The following is an 18008-nucleotide window of genomic DNA, read 5'->3' as shown; positions in this document are numbered from 1 at the left end:
GTAAGGAACCTCCGGACCCGACTGTGCGTTTAGTCCTCTAAGCAGTTATGTCATTTTTCCTTGTCGTCATATTGGTATTGAGCCTGATGTACGGCTATGTTGGCTGGCGTTTTATAGTCCCGGCAGCGTTCAGTACACCGGTAAACATCCTCGTGTGGGGATTGCTGATTGTCCTGCTTGTGCTGCCGTTCATGCCGGTTGTCTTCCGTTTCAACAATATCGAGGGCGAATGGACCAACATCATCGCCTGGATCGGTTACCTCAGTTTCGGATTCTTCACTCTATTGTTCGCGATAGTATTTCTTCGCGATGTCGCCTACGCCCTGATTACCATCGTCCAGAAGACAGTTGAGTTCTCCTCTCACCTGATCGGCGCGGGAGCTGCCTCGGCCAAAGCGATCGATCCTTTGCGAAGAGCGCTGGTTATGAATTCTGTCAATGCCGGGCTGCTGGCGGTGACCGGTGGTCTTATGGCCTACGGAATGTATGAAGCCCTTCGCAAACCGGCTATTGTCGAGTTGACAATTCCTATTAAGAATCTGCCGAAAGACCTCGAGGGTCTGCGTATCGTTCAAATAACCGACATCCACGTCAGCCAGACTATCAGACGGCCCTTCGTCCAGTATGTGGTCGAGACTGTCAACAGCCTGAAACCCGATCTGGTTGCATTGACGGGTGACCTGGTGGATGGTTCGGTCGAGCAGCTCGGGCACGATACTGCCCCGCTGGCTGATTTGAAAGCGCCGCACGGGATGTTTTTCATCACCGGCAATCATGAATACTATTCCGGAGTGGAGCAATGGGTGGAGGAAACGGCCCGGCTGGGCTTTACGGTTTTGCTCAATGAGCACAGGATTGTCCAAAGGGGAGAGGGGCAGCTTATACTGGCCGGCGTTACCGATTACTCCGGCGGGCAATTCAGTCCCAGTCATTTATCGGATCCGCACAAAGCGATAACCGGCGCTCCGGTTAATCTGCCGCGAATTCTTCTGGCCCACCAGCCGAAGAGTATCTTCGAATCCTCGAAAGCCGGATACGACTATGTCATCTCCGGCCACACTCACGGCGGACAGTACGAGCCGTATCACTTCCTGACTCGAATGAGCCAGCCGTACCTGTCGGGTCTTCACGACTTCAACGGCACTCGCATTTACGTAAGCCGTGGAACCGGCTACTGGGGCCCGCAAATTCGGATCGGGGCCCGCTCCGAAATCACCGTCCACACCCTCGTCGGAGCATAGAAAAATCCGCGCCCGAGCCGCCGATCTAACCCGCAGTTAAACAATCTGTTACGTGTCATCTTTGGTCGGCCGGGCACCACCGCTGACATTCCGTTGTTATATAAACTAAAGTGGTCTTGGCCGGTCCAATTTGTGGCCGTTGCCGCACCGCAAGAAGTTGTGGAACCTCTAATTCAGGCAGGGACTAAGTATGAACAAGCAATTAGCAGCAATCGTGACGGCACCACTGGTTTTGCTGGCGGTAGTGTTGCTGGCGGGATGTAACGACTCAAATCCGATCAGCGCCTTTCAACCGGAAATCGTCAACAACCAGGATGCTTTCGAATTTCAGATCACCGCGGCTACCGATGTCAGCACAACCTTGAATTACTCATGGTTAAACACGGGTACTAGCGCAACCATCGACCATTCGACAGCGACCGTGGACGGAAGCGCGGCTGTAACCATCCTGGACGCCAATGGTGTGCAGGTTTACACCAGTGCTCTGAAACCGAGCGGGGTGGAGACGACCTCGGTCGGAGCGGCCGGCGCCTGGACGATCAGGGTAACATTCGTCAAATTCGATGGTACCTCGAATTTCCGGGCCGAGAAGTTGTAGCTTCAGCTGTCAGCGACGCAAGCGGCCAGTTGCCCGGACACGGGCAACGATTTGTAATGCACAACTTGCCCGGATATCACGACTATTGTATATAAAGTCATGCCACCAATCAACGGCTGAGGAGGAAGTGTGCCCACAGCGGACCGATTCATGCTGGCGTCGTATATCGAAACACAGTCGGACATTCAAAACATCATCCGATTATTTGACAGTCTCAATGAATTTGGCGGTGGGTTCAAGGGTACACCGATAAGCATATACTATCCCGATCACGCCTCGATTGATAGCGACTCACTGAAAAAATTGGATGGGATTGGTATCGAAAGCACCGCCTGCGCCGTACCGGCGCAGGCCCGAAAGCTTTTCTACGCCGGGAAAGTCTATGCGGCGGGCGAGGCCGAGGCCGAGGCCGAGAGACGAAAGTCCGTTTTAATATGGATGGATGAGGACACGATAATACTATCCGAGCCGGATGACTTCTCTTTCGCACCGGACATCAAACTCGCCTATGTTCCGGTCATGCACAATCGGTCCGGCTCGCTGTATGGCGCTCCGCCGGATGATTTCTGGGGCCGCATTTATACTCTGCTGGGACTGACCGATGATATGCTCTTTCCGATGGTCACTCCGGCTGACCAGCAGACGATCCGCGCGTATTTCCACTGCGGTCTGGCAGTGGTGAGACCGCAGTGCGGGATTCTACGCCGATGGGTCAAAGATTTTGAAAAACTGTGTCGCGACGAGGCTCTCGCGGAGATGTGCGCCTCGGACCGAACCAAAAATGTCTTCCTCCACCAGACAGCTTTAACCGGGGCTGTGCTCAATAGCATCAATCGTGATGAAATGCGGCAACTTCCTGAAAGCTACAACTATCCCGTCTTTTTCGAAAAGCAGTACGGTGCCGTCAGACCTTTCGACTCAATCGAAAATGTTGTCACCCTGAGATGCGTCGTCTCCTCAGAAAATATGGGTGAAGACTGGCCTACTCGCCTGAAAGGACCGCAGGACAAAATAGACTGGTTGAAAGAACGCATCAGGTAGGCGTCCGGCTCGAATTTCCCCCCTTGTCTTTATCAGATTTCCAGAGCGCCCTGAAATAATAACTCAGCGCCAGAAATGCGGCGCCGAACCCCATAAAGAGAAATATTCTGAATATCGCCTGAAGGTGCGCCAAATCCACCAGAAAGAGTTTGCCGACCACTACCAGCAATGTCACCAGCGCCACTGTTTGAAGTCCGGGCGTGGCTCGCCGGAGCCCGAGTATAAGAAGTATCGCGCCGTAGACGCCCCAGGCAATTGTCACGTACCCTTGTCCTTCGTGAAGTGTTACCAGCTCACTGAGAAGCCAGCCCATGAAGAGGGCGTGAGCGGCGAGACCGTACGAAACTCGCGTTACCCTTTTCTTCGAGAGCCATGCGACAACACCGGCCATTACTACTGCCAGCAGGTTGCTGAGCGCGTAGGCGCTGAATACAGCGGTTGTGTCGGGGTGATTTCCGGCCAGACGACCAATCAGCCACAGGCCGAGAAGGACCGCGAATACGTGCGCTCCCATCCGGAGAGTCTCATCCTCGACGCGTTTTGCCTCGATGTGGAATATGAAGGCCTCGACGGTTATGATGACGAAAGGAAGACTGCCGGTGAGTTCCCTGAGGAACCATCCCGCCAGGCAAAAGGCTCCGGCTATGAAATAAATCCGTTTTAGAATGACCGGCTTAAATACGTAGGAGAGTCCCACTGCCAGGGCAACGGTCCAGATATCAGCCAGCGCCCTTGCGTTCACAAGCGGCGCGGCGTCTCTAAGCGGCTCGGCTATTCTTTGTATGAGCAGCATCGCCAGAATGGCAAACAGGACGTGTCCGCCCACCGAGGCGCCGAGATTCCCCGTGCGATGGTGAATCAGATGCAGCACGGCTGCCTCCGTGGCGACGGCGAAGAACAAGGTGTCACCGTCGAAAAGAAGACACAGGGCAATCGTAAATAAAAGCCCACCCACGAGGGTGTGAATGTATGAAATATCTTTCAGTCTTTCTGTCCGGCTCAGGTAGTAAGCCACGATCCAATACACAGCCGCGCCGACCATCGTGACCCATCCCCAGTACACATCGGATGGCTCCGGCCAGGTGAGCCGCGACATTCCCAGGGCGATCAGGGGAGTCGAAATCGTCAGCCAGTGAGTCTGGCCGTCAGATACCGCCCCGAAGACCTGCTTCAGCGTTGGCAATTTCCCCTCGGGCATTGAAAGAGCGGCTGGAGTGGTTCCACGCATCACCTGTCGCAACAATGGCACGATCCAGAAAACTACGACGGCGAAAAGTACTCCGGCTTGAATAGCCCTCTGGTCGGCAAGAGCCACTGAAGACACATCATAGACACCATTGATCAGGGCTATGAGCAGTATGCTCCAGCCGCTGATGACAGTCAACCACATGAGCGATCGCCAGCCGCGGTAAAAGTAGATGGCGCTCGTTGCCGCTGCCAGGATACTGCTGTAGAGAACGAGAGCCGGGATATTCCCGCTGCCGGTGTAAAGCATAAAAGGTGTTCCAAACCCGCCAACCGCTCCAATGAGCGAGAGTATCGAATCGTTCTGTCTCAATGAAATCAGCAGCGCAAAAAGGGTTACGAGCGTCATGAAGGCGAAGGCGGTGGTGTGTGAGACAATCGCCAGCCTCTGGAAAGCCGCAAAAGCGGTGATATAGAAAGTGGCTATCCCGCCGCCCATAAACACGAGACTGAAATGGCGTCGCTTTTCGTAAGTGCGAAACCCCAGCGCCACAAGAATGACACCGAGCCCCAGACCGAAGGCAACCCGAACCCACGGTGTCAGCCATCCTTTATCAATTGAGTACTTGAACAGAAAAGCTACCGCGAACAAAAGCAATCCGATGCCCACCTTGTTGAGCCAGAACTCGACCTTCTTCATGTGATCCGGGAGTTCGAAAGACAGGGCAGGGCTGCGTCTTTTCGGTGTCGTATCCGGAGCGGCTGACGCTACGGGCGGTGTGGCAGACTGCGCCGGTTTGGCAGTGAATGCCGGTGGAGGGGGAACCTGCGTGCTGTATTGAGGTTGCTGCTGACGCTGCCCGGCAAGCAGTTGCTCGATCATCAGTTTCAGGTCTGCAACAGTTTTTTCAAGACGCAGGACTCTCTGGTCCAGTGACTTGTCTTCGTTATTCTCCATCCCCCACTCCTTATTGGCTACAGGTTGTTCCCACTATCAAGTTGCGACAATTGAAGTCGCTGAATCAACAACAATCAAGAGCGGTAACCGGACACGGCTCCAGCATCTCGAAACTCCCTGAAACCAGTCAGCCACTGGCTGTTTTGGACTGTATAATTGTTAAATTGGCGAAAGCAAGATTATGTGTTATATTCACCAACAGAATACCCGACTTTTTCGGTTACTATTTGAACAGCGTTGAAGATGGAACCTTTGAAATGAACCCCTTTTTTCGGATTTCGATACTCCTTGTAAGCCTCTTAGTGATACTGGCGCTCTTTGGATGTGGAGCCACCGACGAAGACACCAACAATCTCGACCCCGAGGTTCTCAGCAAGGTTGATACGTTTTCCTTCTGGGCAGGCGAGTTGTACACCGTTACCGCCCGCCTGACCTATAGCTGGACCAATACCGGCACCTCCGCCCTCATCGATCACTCCAGCGCTCGCCTGGGTGGCTCTGCCGCGCTGATCCTGCTGGACAACGATGGTATCCAGGTGTACCAGGCAAATCTTCAATCGGGTGTCACCGATGTTTCCGCACCGGGCAACCCGGGTTCATGGACAGTAGTGGTGGCCATGGAAGACTTCACTGGCACGGTCAGTTTTCGCGTCAAAAAACAATGATTCTCTGAGCCTACCAGTAACAATCCGCCGAAATAGCCGCGGCCGCCTCGTCCAAGGCGGCCACAATATCATACAGAAAAGGGGTCGATGGAAATTCTTACGTCTGGAAAAGATACTGTATCTTGATAAAAAACTGACGTTGCGAAAGGCAGGTCATGGTCCTGTCATTCGTCACGCCACAGTCAAGATACTTGTCATAATCGTAAGTGGCCCCGGCGTAAAAGGTGGAGAAGGGGTTGATCCGGTAGGTAATCAGAGGGTCGACACTCCACCGGTCGCCGAAACCGTTGTATTCCGTCACCAGTCTGAATGACAGCTCTCGATTGAATTGATAACCCAGCCTGGTCCACAAGATGTGTCCTTCGAAGAATTTTTCCCGGGTCTCAACATCGTGGCTCTTATTGTAAGTGAAATCGACCTCAGCCAGCACGCGGTCGGTTGGCCGCAACTTCAGCCACGCATTGACATTGGTTTCGCGTCCCATCCTCAGATAGTTGCGGGCGATCATGTTGCCGTAACTGAGAGTCCATCCGCCTTCGACCAGCCTCACCGGACAGGCTTGCGCGCTTATGGTGAAGACACGAATATCGCGGAAATCGATTCCACCCAGTCGCTCCCGGCTTAAAAGATACTCGGCCCAGAAAGAGCCCTGGGCGAAGCGGAGTTGCGTTTCGCAATCGAATCTTATCCATTCATCCTTGCGCAAACCGTCAAAATTCCATATCCGCGCGAAGTCCACCCCCGGTTCGATACTGCTGAAAATCGTTCCGGATGGGCGGATCGTATATTCGGCCTCGGTCATCCAGCGCCGATCATTATTGCGCGGCTGAAAACCATTGGCGGCGCGATAGGTGGGTGTTCTTTCGTAAACGCGACTGTAAGCATAGAAATTCTTTACATTGTACATGACCCCCGCCAGAGCGCCGATGCCCCAGTACGATTCACCGTCAAAAGCAACCGTGTGCTTGCCGTCGTCAAAAGTAGCGCCGTCTTCCAGATGACTGGTCATCGACGTATCATCCGGTTCCTCGGTGTGGGTTGCCATGAACTGACCGCGCAGTGAAACCGATTTGTTCAAATGCAACTTCGTGTCGAAACTCGATAGCGTTCCCGAACCGCCGCCGTCCACGCGCTGGTCAGTCATCAGGCCCCGAATGTAGCTGCTGGCGCCGATCGACTGTCTGAGCGAAAACATATTCGTCAGGGTCTTGCTAAGGGGAACATACGACGAGTGCTCTTCGAAAGGAAGAATACTCAGGCTCTGCTCATCGTGGGCCGAGAGCGCCGCAAATGCCGTACGACCGAATCTGGCCGAGGCCTTGGCCGCATAATCCGGATTGTTGATTGATCGGGTATAGACAGCGTTAAAATAGGTCAGGAAGAGGTCCATCCCTTCCTGAAAGAAGGGGCGCTTCTCCTCGTACTGCAGCGCGTAGGTTGTATTGACATCCACCTGCGAGGCATCCGCTTCGATCTGGCTGAAATCAGGGTTGTAAGCTCCCTCGACCACTACATTCGAAGATACGGCATATTTGCCGCCGATGGACAAATCACCGTAGATATCTCCGTTGGCAAACGAGGTATCAGGAAAAGTGGCGTCCGCCACCGATCCTGACTGATGCGCCACGAAACTGGGCAAAAGCTCCAGTCCTTTGCCCGGTTTTACGTTTTCGATGCCGGTAACCGTACCCCATTGACACGGCCAGCACGATTGGTTCTGATCATATGTGGCCCACGACATCGAATAGTGTACTTCGCGAAGGTGATGGCGGTAAAAATCGAACCGCCACTGCTGCACCGGCTTGTTGGGAAAGCGAAGACTTGAGAAGGGAATAGCCAGTTCCACCTGATAACCCGAGTCAGTCACAATTCCTCTCGATTCGAACATCAGGTCAAAATTGTCATCTTCTCCGTAGCTGGCTGACCACAGAGCGTCGTACGGTATGCCGTGGGGATTTATGTTAATGATATATGCCCTGGTGGCGTCGCCATACGGGTCGAAAAAGAACCCGATATTGTCATCATCGAAGATGCGTTCTCGCTCGCACATGCTGGCGCGCACCTTGCTCGAATCCGCATAGCAGACAGCCGCCAGATAAAGATTGTCCTCGTCGTATGCCACGAAAGCTTCCGTCCGAACCGGCGGAGCGATCTCATCGCCGGGAGAGTGTTCGGTGAAATTGCCGGCCGGCAGTGCCCCCCGCCATCCGGCGTCATTTAACTGACCATCGATTTTAATCTCACCATTTACGCGATGAGCTTTCAGTGTCGGATTGAATTGTGGAACGAAATCGCTTTCGGTTATCACCGAGGAAGGTTGTGAGGTCGATGCTATCAGAAGCAGACACACGACCGCTACGCATACTCTTGACATGCTGGATCTCCATGTTTCGGTACTGAAAAACTCGGTCCTTCGCGACTCACTACACAATCGGCGAAAGACCGCCCACTGTTGACGTCAACTTTCTGCTCTTTTTAGCCTTACGAGACACAGCCGGCAACGGTTGCGGCCCTCGCAATCTTTGCCGTCGCAGATCCCGGCAAGTCGTCCGACATTACGTCTCAAGGAAATGCCACGCCAGAGTTCTCCACATTAATAATGGGCCGTCAGGTTCGGCTCGATAAGTGATTATCGCGACACCGGTTAGTTTGTTCAATTGAGCCTTTCTCAATGCTGAGCAGTTGGACGGTGGGGATGCAAGAAAAGTGTCTTGATTGTTAAGAATTCGTTAGAAAATCGTTAAGTTCTTGTTTCAAGTGACGAAGACTCTGCATAAGGCACATAGGTCCACCTTGAAGACATCTCGGTGGAGGGTACTATGCGCGACATGAGAGATATACTGGTTCTTTGAAGACAGCCCGGCGAACAACAGTGAACCAAAGAGCAAAATTCCCCGGCTAAGAAGGACTCAGGTTTTTATCGCTAGTCGTTTTCGTTAGTAAGATGACCAAGTGTGGCTGGACATTTATCCGAGAGGTAAAAAATGGACCAGTTGGAAACACGGGTCGAATCGCTTGCATCTGATTTGGTACTGGCATCGGTCGATGATTTACCGGCGCTGGCCAGGTTGCACGAAGACTTCCTCACCCTCCTCACACACGTGGAAGATAGCCCCGATGCGGTCAAATCGGCGACGCAGAAATGCGCCGAGCAGTTGGAGAAGATAATTCTCAACGATGTCCCTGACCGGTCGGACTGTCTGACGAATGTCGGCGAAGCCCTTAACGCCCTCCAGCAAATTATCGTCGAAAAACGCGACCTGTCCGAAGTCAAGTTTCCGGATGGTTTCGGTCCGGATCAGGCTACTCAAAAGACCGAAATTCCGCAGGCAGACGAAGCAAAGTCCGAGCCGTTGCTTATAACCGTCGACAGCACCAACACCTCGCTGATTGAGGATTTTGTTATCGAGGCCGAAGAGCACTGCGCTACCGCGGAACAAATGCTCATGGATCTCGAATCCGACACCGGTAACGCCGAGGCAATTAATGCCATTTTCCGAAGCTTTCACACTATCAAGGGCGCCGCCGGCTTTCTCGAACTAAAGCCGATTTCCATGCTGGCCCACGAGTCGGAAACACTCCTTGATCTTGCCCGGAAGGGAACAGTAATCATTCAAGGACAGATAGCTGACGCCATCCTGAGTTCCATTGATGCCATGCGGGCGATGTTAACCGGCGTCAGGGATGTTATGCGATCCGGTGAATCTTTCGATGCCGCCGGCAATGTAATTTCACTGATTGAGAAGCTCAAGTACCTGATCGCGAACGCTGAGAATGATACTGACCTCGACTCTATTGAAGCGGAATTGTCCGATCGGGTGGGTGACGTTCTTGTCGACATGGGTGCGTTGTCCCAGGCCGATATCGACGACGCGCTGGCAAGAAAACAATCACCCGATGAAAAGATCGGTCAGACTCTGGTCAAACAGGGGAAGGTCTCTTCGAAAGCGGTAATTCACGCCCTGAGGGATCAGGAGCGTTCCCGCCGCGGAACCACCGTAAAAGAACAGGTGAAAATCGACACCCGTCGTCTGGATCGACTCGTGGACACCATCGGCGAACTGGTAATAGCCGAATCGATGATAAGTCAGAACGAAGAGATACTGGCCGTCGCGTCCACCCAGGTAATAAAAAACATCTCTCACCTGAACAAGATTACGCGCGAACTCCAGGAAATGGGAATGGCCATGAGACTGGTGCCGGTACAATCCACCTTCCAGAAACTTGCCCGCGCGGTGAGGGATCTCTCGAAAAGATCCGGCAAAAACGTCAACCTGCATCTTTCCGGTGAGGATTCCGAAGTCGACCGCAGCATCGTCGAAAAGATCGGTGATCCTCTCATGCACATGGTCCGCAACTCTATCGACCACGGTTTGGAAACCGCCGATGAGCGAGCCCGGGTGGGGAAACCGCTTCAGGGCAATCTCTGGATAAGAGCCTACCACAAGGGGGGCAATATCTGCATGGAGATCGAGGACGACGGACGCGGGCTCGATAAAGACAAGATTTTGGCCAAAGGCAGGGAAAAAGGACTCGTTCCGACCGGACGGGATCTCACCGACCGTGAAATCTATAACCTGATTATGCTTCCTGGTTTCTCAACCGCTGCAAAGGTAACGGACATATCCGGGCGCGGCGTCGGCATGGACGTCGTTAAGAAAAACATCGACTCCATGCGCGGACACGTCGAGATTGAATCTTCGCCGGGTGACGGCACGAAATTCACCATCAAGCTGCCTCTCACGCTCGCGATTATCGACGGCATGCTGGTCCGCATAGCCCAGCACCGGTACATCGTACCCACCATGTCGATAATCGAGTCTTTGAATCTGACACCGGATATGATCTTCACCGTCTGTGGGCGCAGTCAGATGATCGACTGGCGCGGCAAGCCGCTGCCACTGGTGAAAACCGCCGATCTGTTCGGCCTGGAGCCGGAAAGCAGCGAGTTTACCGAAGGCGTCGTTGTCGTGGTGGAGGAGAGCGAAAAAGTCGTAGGGTTGATAGTCGATGAACTTCTCGGCCAAAGACAAACAGTCATCAAAAGCCTCGGTCCGATATTTATGACACAGAAATGGATATCGGGCGGCGCTATTCTCTCGAACGGTAATGTAGGATTGATTATCGATATAAGTGGACTGATGGAGCTTGCCGGTATGACCGGACACGGGAGTCTGACCAAAGCAGGCACCGTGCCCACCACCACGGCAATGGAACAGACGTAGTGCGGCAAACAGCACAGGATCTAAAATACAGCAAAGCCAACGTGGCAAAAGGAGGAAAAACTTAATGGCAAGGGCACAGGATGTAAACGGAGCCCTCAGAGCGGCCTCATCAGGTGCGGAAAGTAAGGCCGGCAAATACCTTACCTTCCGTCTGGCCGCGGAGGAATACGGCCTGGAGATCCTCAAGGTCCGTGAAATTATTGGATTGATGGATATCACTAAGGTGCCAAGAACGCCGCCTTATATCCGCGGCGTCATCAATCTAAGAGGTAAAGTCATACCGGTACTGGACCTTCGCTCCAAGTTCGGTATGGACAACAGGGCTGACACCGAAGAAACCTGTATTATCGTGGTGGAGGTCGTGGGGAAGGACAGTTCCGTTCAAATGGGAATCCTCGTCGATGCCGTGTCTGAAGTTCTGGACATCCAGGATGGCGACATCGAGGAAGCGCCGAGTTTCGGAGGCAACGTAAATACCGATTTCATTCTTGGTATGGGGAAGGTTAAGAATGAAGTAAAAATTCTACTCGATATCGACAAGGTCCTTACGGCCAGCGATGTCGCGATTGCGGACAAAGTCGATCAGGCGCCACCGGCTGTCGAAGGCGGCATGGTTGCCGAAGAAGCCGCTGAATCGGCACAGTAACGAAAAAGAGCAAGAGAATAAATAGACTAAAAGGAGAATTGAAATGTCTCGAAAGTCAGAACCCAAGTCAGGACGTGCCGTCAAGAGCAAAGCGAAGGGTAAAACGACGGCCAACGCGGCGAGAAAAGTATGGGAGCTCGAAAATATTCTTGCTTCTGTGGCCGCTCCGATGTTCGTCACCGATCCGAATCTCATCATCCAGCGCATCAACGACGCGGCCTTGAAGGCCTCAGGCTGGTCGAGGGAAGAGGTGGTCGGTAGAATGACCTGCGCCGAGCTGGCCAAAACACCGCTGTGTGGAACCAGCAACTGTACCATTAAGAACTGCATGCGGACCGGAGAAGCCATCATCGGTGAAACCGTGATGGAGACCCGTGATGGTAAGAAGATTCCGATTGCCGCCAGTTGCTCCGCTGTCTTCGACGAAGACGGCAACCCTCTCGGAGGTATCGAGGTTATCCTGAGTCAGGCCGAACAGAAGGAAACGCTCGCCGAAGTAGGTCGCCTCATCGATAGCGCCATCGACGGCAGACTCGATGATCGCGCCGAGATTGGCCACTCCACAGGTGACTATAAAAAACTGCGCGAGGGAGTGAACGCGCTACTCGACGCAGTGGTGAACCCTTTGAAGGTGGCTGCTGACTATGTCGATAAGATCGCCCAGGGAGATATTCCGGAAAAGATTACCGATGAATATAAGGGCGACTTCAATGATATAAAGAACAACCTGAACGCTTGTATTGATGCGGTCAATCTGTTGGTAAATGACGCCAACATGCTGGCGGACGCCGCCGCCGATGGCGACCTCATGTTGCGTGCCGACGAATCAAAGCATCGCGGGGATTTCACCAAGATCGTACAGGGCATGAACAATACCCTCCAGTTAATCGTCGATCCACTCCGCATGACTGCGCAGATCGCGGAGCAAGTAGCTTCGGCCAGCGCGCAGATCAGTTCCGGCAGCCAGAGCCTGGCGCAAGGTGCTTCCGAGCAGGCCGGCTCGCTGCAGGAAATCTCCAGCAGCCTGGAACAGATGTCGAGCATGACCAAGCAGAACGCCGAAAATGCCAATCAGGCCAAAGTGTTGGCTACTTCGGCTCGCGAGGCTGCCCTTCAGGGCAACAAGGCCATGGTGAGAATGAAAGAGGCCGTCGAAAAAATCAAGGTGTCGTCCGACCAGACGGCAAAGATTCTCAAGACTATCGATGAGATAGCCTTCCAGACCAACCTGCTTGCTCTCAATGCCGCCGTCGAGGCCGCTCGCGCCGGAGAGGCAGGCAAAGGCTTTGCCGTGGTGGCTGAGGAAGTTCGAAATCTGGCCCAGAGATCAGCCGAAGCCTCGAAGAATACCGCCAATATGATCGAAGAGTCGGTCAGCAACGCTAACAACGGTGTGGCCATTAGCGCCGAGGTTGCGAAATCTCTCGATGAAATTACCGATGGATCCACCAAGGTAAATGACCTCGTGGCTGAGATCGCCGCCGCTTCCGGAGAGCAGGCACAGGGAATCGAACAGGTGAACGTCGCCGTGGGCCAACTCGATTCCGTAACCCAACAGAACGCCGCCAACGCGGAGGAGTCCGCCAGCGCTTCGCAGGAACTCAACGAACAGGCCGACCAGTTGCTGAAAACAGTCAACGCTTTCAAGATCAGCGATGGTTCCTCCGGACATGCCCGACCGCAGCAAGTTGACAAGAGCGCCCTCCAAAAGGCTGCTCGCCCGAGACTGGAACAGAGGGATCCGGGTAGACCGGCAAAAGGGATGACCAGAACAACAGTGCCACCGAAAGCCGGACGCTCACCGGAGGAGGTGATACCGCTGGAAGAAGAACTCGTTGAGTTCTAATTCCCGACGGGCGTGAAGGAATTGATAAAGCTTCACGCGCAGACATCATGCGCCGATCGGGGTGCGGACGACACACCCGCACCCTGACGGCTGAACGGGGCAACAATGGAAGAAGCTACAGAAAATGGCTCGCAGCAAGCTGAAGCCGCGCCGGTCGAATACGAACTGACCGTGACCGAAGACAAGATGACTGTCTATCTATCCTGTTCGGCAGAATTCGCCGCCAGCACCCAGTCAATGGACAGAATACAGGTCCGTCTCAAGCAGATGAATGTAACGGCCGAACCGGATATGCTATTACTGGAAGAAGCTCTTAACGAGGCTCGATCAGCGAATGAAGGAATCACCAACCTGCCGGTGGTGGCAGGAAAGCCGCCCGTAATGCCGATGGACGCCAAATTGGAATGGACGGAAGACTATTTCAAAGAGGGCTATTACATAGACCCCGAAACCAAACGGATCGACTTTCATCAGAAGATCGAAAATCCATCCGTCGATGAGGGCCAGCTACTGGTGAAGGTCCACTCACCGATACCGGGCAAGGACGGAAAAGATGTCTACGGCAAGACAATTACCGTCCCAAAGCCAAAGCAGATCACTTTGCGCGGCGGTCCAAACGTGTGCTGGGACGGCGAAGTCGGGGGATACCGAGCACGATCCTCAGGACGCGTCACACTCGTCAGTCAGACCCTCAATGTTGACCAGGTATTTACTGTCAAGCACGGTGTTGGAACCGAGAGCGGCAATGTCCAGCACAACGGACACGTTGTTGTTAACGGAGATGTTGATTCTGATTTTAAGGTCGAAGCTACCGGTGATATCGAAATCCGGGGCATCACCTACGCTTCAGATATACTGGCAGGAGGGGATGTGACAGCGAAGGAAGGAATCATAGGCAAATCTTCCAATAAAATAAAGGCCGGACGAAATATCTACGCCAAGTACGTACAAAACGCCGTGCTTGAATCCGGCGAAAATACGGTAGTGAACAGAGAAATTGTGCAGAGCATCGTCATAAGCAAAGGCGAGATACATTGCTGCGAAGGCAGAGTAATCGGCAGCGAATTGTGGGGAACTCGAGGTATCACTGTCGGCGAGGCGGGGTCAAAGGAAGGAGCGACCACCCTGCTCGTAGCAGGTGTGGATCCTGAGTTGCAGGCTGCGCTACGTGCCAACAGCGTCGAAGTCACCAGAATTAAAGAGGCCATAAAGAAACTCGAACAGGGCTACCGCCGACTCAATCAGAACCTGCGTTTATTGACGGCCGCCCAGAGGGAGTCCATGACGACAATTCAATTCAAGATCGTCGAAGGGCAGGAGGAACTCGAGAATCTGGATTCGCAGAAAAAGGACCTACTGGACAAAATTCGTCAAAGCCACTCGGTACAGGTCAAAATCCTCAAGATCGCCTACCCGGGATTGATTATCAGGATTTGTGACTCCCAATACCAGGTGAAGCATACTCTGGCCGGGCCGTTCATAGCCCATTTTGACAAATTGAAAAATGAAGTTGCGTTGATGTCTGAAATCGAAGAAAAGGAAGAGGTGACTAATGAAGGCTGAAGATGTTAACCCGTTCATTCAATCGGTAAATGAGCTTTTTGAAAGTATGCTTGGCTGTGCGGTCAAGCCAGGCGAACCATGTGTTATTCGCGATGATTCCGGTCCGCCGGACATCATAGGCGTTATCGGTCTATCGGGAACGGTAAAGGGAGTGGTGGCGGTCAAGTTTCCCGTGCAGACGGCATTGAAGGTGGTCGGCAGAATGGTCGGCGCGGAATTCAGAACCGTCGATGCCTCGATAATTGATGGAGTGGGCGAACTGGTGAACATCGTGGCCGGTTCCGCCAAGACAAAAATCGAGGGACACTCCATCACCCTCAGCCTGCCGAGCGTGGTAAGAGGAAGCATCCTGAACAACGTCAGCTCCAAGAGTTCCGTCTTTTTCGAAGTGCCTTTCGAAACAGAACTGGGCAACTTTTCCCTGGCCATAACGCTCAAGCGGACACCTTCGCACGAACAGGAGGTTGCTAATGCAAGTGTTGGTAGTAGATGACTCGCAGATCATGCGGAAGATCATCATCGGAGTGCTCAAACGCCTCAACATAAAAGAGATTGTTGAGGCAGCCGACGGCCAGGAGGCCATCGAGGCCGTCGCAGCGAACACCGATATCGGTCTCATTCTTATGGACTGGAATATGCCGCGGATGTCGGGTATCGATGCTCTCAAGAAGCTGCGCGCCGACAACGTGTCGGCGCCTATCGTAATGGTCACCACCGAAGGCGAGAAGCAGAAAGTAATCGAAGCCATCAAAGCGGGCGCCAACGACTTTCTGATCAAGCCTTTTACGCCAAAAGATATTACGGCTAAGCTGGAGAAATTCCTGCCGGCCGGGAGTTAGTCGCGATTATGGATACCGTGTCAACCACTGCCATAACATTAAAGCCCCGAACCTTCGCGAAGATTTGCCAACTTGTGCTCGAGAGATGGGGGATCTCCCTTAACAGCGGCAAGGAGACGCTTGTCAGGTCCCGGATTGCCAAAAGAATGCGGATGCTTGAACTGAGAGACGTCGAAGACTACCTCGTGTACGTTCTCGAGGACCGGACCGGGGTCGAACTGCAGCGGCTGGTTGACGCTATCTCAACCAATACGACCAGCTTCTACCGGGAGCCCGATCACTTCAACTTTATTAGAGGCGTCGTGGATCAGTGGGCTCGCGATGGTGCCCGTCTGCTTCGAATCTGGTCCACCGCCGCATCCACCGGTGAAGAACCGTACACCCTGGCGATTGAATTGAGTGAGACGCTCGAGAGCAGACCCGTCGAAGTCAGAATACTGGCCACTGACATCAATACCGAAGTACTCAAGACCGCACGGCGGGGTGTCTATCCCGGCCAGACGGTGCAGCCGGTACCGAAAGAGCTCAGAACCAGATATTTCACGCGGCAGGGACCGGAGGATGACTGTGTTTACACCGTGAACGAGAGATTGAAAAAGATGATACTGTATCGACAGTTCAATCTCTCACGCTCACCTTATCCGATAAAACCGAACGTCGATTTGATCATGTGCCGCAACGTCATGATCTATTTCGGACCAGAGATGCGCTCGAAACTCGTCTCCGAGTTCGAACGACTTCTCAGACCCGGAGGATACCTTATCGTGGGCCACGCTGAAAGCGTTTCCTCATTTGCAAAGCACCTTAAATGTATCAAGCCATCGATATATGTAAGGGTCTGACGCCATGCCGCAAAAAGTGGTTGGGATTTCCGAGATTTATGTTTCTGATGATGCTAACGATGAACTGGTAACTTATTCACTGGGGTCGTGTATTTGTGTTACGGTGTACGATCCGATAGCTAAAGTCGCAGGGATGATTCACTATATGCTTCCGCTTTCGAAAGTGTCGCCGGAAAAAGCCAAGAAGACGCCGGCTATGTTTGCTGATACGGGTGTGACCGAACTGCTGCGATTGGTGTTCGATCTCGGCGCCGTCAAAGACCGCCTGATTGTCAAGGCGGCCGGCGGATCCTCTTTGATGGATCAAAAAAAAATATTCAACATCGGCGAAAGAAACTATCTAATCCTGCGCAAAATTCTGTGGAAAAACAATATCCTGATTAAGAGTGAAGATGTTGGGGGAAGCATCTCCAGGACGGTGCACTTCAACGTCGATACAGGCAAAGTAACCGTGAAAACGTCGAAGGGAATTCAGGAACTGTGAGTATAAGAGACAGAATAGTAGCCAGAGTAACGTCTTTTACGACCTTACCAGCCGTGGCGCATAAACTGATGTCACTGCTCGATGATCCCGAGGCGGACCCGGCCGAGATGGCTAAAATTATCCAGCTCGACCCCGCCCTTACTGCGAATGTCCTCAAGGCGGCCAATTCAGCCTTCCTTGGCTTTACCAGACCGGTGACAACCGTGACAGAGGCCGACTTTCGAATAGGTACGAAATGGATGTTTCAGATCGCACTGTCGTCGCTCGTATTTTCGAGCCTCAAAACCCCGGCGCGCGGTTACGATCTGTCCGCCGAAGATCTCTGGCGCCACTCTATTGCCGTTGCTCTGATGGCGGAAAACCTCTGTCGGCTTCTCAATATCAAAGACTCCGGCGCCATCTTCACCAGCGGACTCATCCATGATATCGGTAAAATAGCCATGCAGGGTTTTGTCGATGATTACTTCGAGGAGCTTCAGCATCTGGCCGAAGGTGATGACATCGCTTTCGAGGAGGCTGAAAGTAAACTGCTCGGAACCGATCACGCCGAGGTGGGGGCGCTAATTGCCGAAAAGTGGAGATTCCCGCAGTCGATTGTGGATGATATCAGGTGGCATCACAATCCGGAGGGCGCTCCTGAGCCCCAGGAAGGCATCGATATCGTACACATCTCGGATGCCATGTGTCTGATGGAGGGATTCGGCCTGGGACGTGACGGCCTTCAGTATCGGATGTGCTATAAATCTATTCTTAGACTTAAATTGACCAGTCAGGTGATGGAGGCGGCCTGCAGCCAGCTTCTACTGTCAATAAAAAATGCCGAGAATATGTTTTCAGGGGCGACTGCGTCCCCTGCAGTGGCAAGGAGATAATAC

The 18008-nt window shown here is 53.2% G+C and carries 15 protein-coding genes; 13 read left to right on the top strand and 2 right to left on the bottom strand.

Annotated features, from left to right (window positions below):
- Positions 1-47 precede the first annotated feature (47 nt).
- The 3 genes from AB1483_05605 to AB1483_05595 all read left to right on the top strand — a co-directional run bounded on the left by AB1483_05605 (position 48) and on the right by AB1483_05595 (position 2880).
- Positions 48-1241 (top strand): metallophosphoesterase, encoded by a 1194-nt coding sequence (locus AB1483_05605; protein MEW6411934.1) that lies wholly within the window; start codon positions 48-50, stop codon positions 1239-1241.
- Positions 1242-1431: 190 nt separating this feature from the next.
- Positions 1432-1839, top strand: coding sequence for a hypothetical protein (locus AB1483_05600; GenBank protein MEW6411933.1), 408 nt, complete (start codon positions 1432-1434; stop codon positions 1837-1839).
- Positions 1840-1968: 129 nt separating this feature from the next.
- Complete coding sequence (locus tag AB1483_05595; GenBank protein ID MEW6411932.1) at positions 1969-2880, top strand: hypothetical protein; 912 nt, start codon at positions 1969-1971, stop codon at positions 2878-2880.
- Here AB1483_05595 and AB1483_05590 read toward each other — a convergent pair.
- Positions 2873-5023 carry a DUF2339 domain-containing protein gene (locus AB1483_05590; protein ID MEW6411931.1) on the bottom strand — a complete coding sequence of 717 codons (2151 nt, stop codon included), beginning with the start codon at positions 5021-5023 and terminating at the stop codon, positions 2873-2875. The two genes, AB1483_05595 and AB1483_05590, sit on opposite strands and share 8 nt — an antisense overlap.
- Positions 5024-5280: 257 nt before the next feature.
- On the opposite strand from AB1483_05590, the gene AB1483_05585 reads away from it, so the two are divergent.
- Positions 5281-5688, top strand: a complete 408-nt coding sequence (locus tag AB1483_05585) for a hypothetical protein (protein ID MEW6411930.1) — start codon at positions 5281-5283, stop codon at positions 5686-5688.
- 97 nt (positions 5689-5785) lie between these two features.
- Here the strand turns inward: AB1483_05585 and AB1483_05580 are convergent, their stop codons facing one another.
- Entirely contained in the window at positions 5786-8062 is a 2277-nt protein-coding gene (locus AB1483_05580) for a sugar-binding protein (GenBank protein MEW6411929.1), read from the bottom strand.
- 610 nt (positions 8063-8672) lie between these two features.
- Between AB1483_05580 and AB1483_05575 the strand changes: the two genes are divergently transcribed.
- The 9 genes from AB1483_05575 to AB1483_05535 all read left to right on the top strand — a co-directional run bounded on the left by AB1483_05575 (position 8673) and on the right by AB1483_05535 (position 18005).
- Positions 8673-10913, top strand: a complete 2241-nt coding sequence (locus tag AB1483_05575; protein MEW6411928.1) for a chemotaxis protein CheA — start codon at positions 8673-8675, stop codon at positions 10911-10913.
- A gap of 64 nt (positions 10914-10977) precedes the next feature.
- Positions 10978-11559 carry a chemotaxis protein CheW gene (locus AB1483_05570; protein MEW6411927.1) on the top strand — a complete coding sequence of 194 codons (582 nt, stop codon included), beginning with the start codon at positions 10978-10980 and terminating at the stop codon, positions 11557-11559.
- A 43-nt stretch (positions 11560-11602) separates the two neighbouring features.
- Positions 11603-13405, top strand: a complete 1803-nt coding sequence (locus tag AB1483_05565; protein ID MEW6411926.1) for a methyl-accepting chemotaxis protein — start codon at positions 11603-11605, stop codon at positions 13403-13405.
- A 105-nt stretch (positions 13406-13510) separates the two neighbouring features.
- Positions 13511-14968: a FapA family protein gene (locus tag AB1483_05560; protein MEW6411925.1), complete on the top strand. Its 1458-nt coding sequence runs from the start codon at positions 13511-13513 to the stop codon at positions 14966-14968.
- Complete coding sequence (locus AB1483_05555; GenBank protein MEW6411924.1) at positions 14958-15461, top strand: chemotaxis protein CheX; 504 nt, start codon at positions 14958-14960, stop codon at positions 15459-15461. Before AB1483_05560 ends, AB1483_05555 begins: the two co-directional genes overlap by 11 nt.
- Positions 15439-15807, top strand: coding sequence for a response regulator (locus tag AB1483_05550; protein MEW6411923.1), 369 nt, complete (start codon positions 15439-15441; stop codon positions 15805-15807). Before AB1483_05555 ends, AB1483_05550 begins: the two co-directional genes overlap by 23 nt.
- Before the next feature lie 8 nt (positions 15808-15815).
- A complete protein-coding gene (locus tag AB1483_05545) occupies positions 15816-16649 on the top strand; it encodes a protein-glutamate O-methyltransferase CheR (GenBank protein ID MEW6411922.1) in 834 nt (277 codons plus the stop codon).
- A gap of 4 nt (positions 16650-16653) precedes the next feature.
- Positions 16654-17133 (top strand): chemotaxis protein CheD, encoded by a 480-nt coding sequence (locus AB1483_05540; GenBank protein MEW6411921.1) that lies wholly within the window; start codon positions 16654-16656, stop codon positions 17131-17133.
- Positions 17130-18005 (top strand): HDOD domain-containing protein, encoded by an 876-nt coding sequence (locus AB1483_05535; protein ID MEW6411920.1) that lies wholly within the window; start codon positions 17130-17132, stop codon positions 18003-18005. The genes AB1483_05540 and AB1483_05535 overlap by 4 nt, the downstream gene beginning before the upstream one ends.
- Positions 18006-18008 lie beyond the last annotated feature (3 nt).

The sequence above is a fragment of the Candidatus Zixiibacteriota bacterium genome (assembly GCA_040756055.1).
Lineage (GTDB): Bacteria > Zixibacteria > MSB-5A5 > GN15 > FEB-12.
Note: the sequence above shows the minus strand (reverse complement) of the source record. Positions and strands in the feature narration are given on the sequence as shown.

Excerpts from the sequence above, each read along its gene's own strand:
- AB1483_05605 (MEW6411934.1), top strand. The coding sequence starts at position 48 with ATGTCATTTTTCCTTGTCGTCATATTGGTATTGAGCCTGATGTACGGC.
- AB1483_05600 (MEW6411933.1), top strand. The coding sequence starts at position 1,432 with ATGAACAAGCAATTAGCAGCAATCGTGACGGCACCACTGGTTTTGCTG.
- AB1483_05590 (MEW6411931.1), bottom strand. The coding sequence starts at position 5,023 with ATGGAGAATAACGAAGACAAGTCACTGGACCAGAGAGTCCTGCGTCTT.
- AB1483_05585 (MEW6411930.1), top strand. The coding sequence starts at position 5,281 with ATGAACCCCTTTTTTCGGATTTCGATACTCCTTGTAAGCCTCTTAGTG.
- AB1483_05580 (MEW6411929.1), bottom strand. The coding sequence starts at position 8,062 with ATGTCAAGAGTATGCGTAGCGGTCGTGTGTCTGCTTCTGATAGCATCG.
- AB1483_05575 (MEW6411928.1), top strand. The coding sequence starts at position 8,673 with ATGGACCAGTTGGAAACACGGGTCGAATCGCTTGCATCTGATTTGGTA.
- AB1483_05570 (MEW6411927.1), top strand. The coding sequence starts at position 10,978 with ATGGCAAGGGCACAGGATGTAAACGGAGCCCTCAGAGCGGCCTCATCA.
- AB1483_05565 (MEW6411926.1), top strand. The coding sequence starts at position 11,603 with ATGTCTCGAAAGTCAGAACCCAAGTCAGGACGTGCCGTCAAGAGCAAA.
- AB1483_05560 (MEW6411925.1), top strand. The coding sequence starts at position 13,511 with ATGGAAGAAGCTACAGAAAATGGCTCGCAGCAAGCTGAAGCCGCGCCG.
- AB1483_05555 (MEW6411924.1), top strand. The coding sequence starts at position 14,958 with ATGAAGGCTGAAGATGTTAACCCGTTCATTCAATCGGTAAATGAGCTT.
- AB1483_05550 (MEW6411923.1), top strand. The coding sequence starts at position 15,439 with ATGCAAGTGTTGGTAGTAGATGACTCGCAGATCATGCGGAAGATCATC.
- AB1483_05545 (MEW6411922.1), top strand. The coding sequence starts at position 15,816 with ATGGATACCGTGTCAACCACTGCCATAACATTAAAGCCCCGAACCTTC.
- AB1483_05540 (MEW6411921.1), top strand. The coding sequence starts at position 16,654 with ATGCCGCAAAAAGTGGTTGGGATTTCCGAGATTTATGTTTCTGATGAT.